Annotated in this window: 1 protein-coding gene; it reads left to right on the top strand. The window is 51.1% G+C overall.

Annotation, left to right across the window (positions count from 1 at the left end; translation table 11 throughout):
- Nucleotides 1-16: 16 nt before the first annotated feature.
- On the top strand, nt 17-262 hold a 246-nt coding region (locus tag JMJ55_RS31455; protein WP_236034279.1), incomplete at its 3' end, for a hypothetical protein.

The raw sequence follows: 262 nt of genomic DNA, 5'->3' as shown, positions 1-262 counted from the left end.
AAAAACGGGGGTTGAGATGACGTCCACGACGGCTGTAAATGCGCATTTGTTTCAAGACCCCACATTGAAGCTTACCTACTTGAAGGTGCGCGGGTTTGATTCGAAAAGTGGCGCAAGATCCGGTGGGATTAAGGACCCAGTAGTTGTTGATCTTGCTCCTGGCCTTGTCTTACTGCGGACCTACCATGACCCAAGACGCTTTTTTGGAGAATGGTGGTTCACGCCGCACGAGATGAAGCAGGTCATCGACTATTTCGCCCGT

It is taken from the genome of Belnapia mucosa, assembly GCF_016775475.1.
Taxonomy (GTDB): Bacteria; Pseudomonadota; Alphaproteobacteria; order Acetobacterales; family Acetobacteraceae; genus Belnapia; species Belnapia mucosa.
Note: the sequence above shows the minus strand (reverse complement) of the source record. Positions and strands in the feature narration are given on the sequence as shown.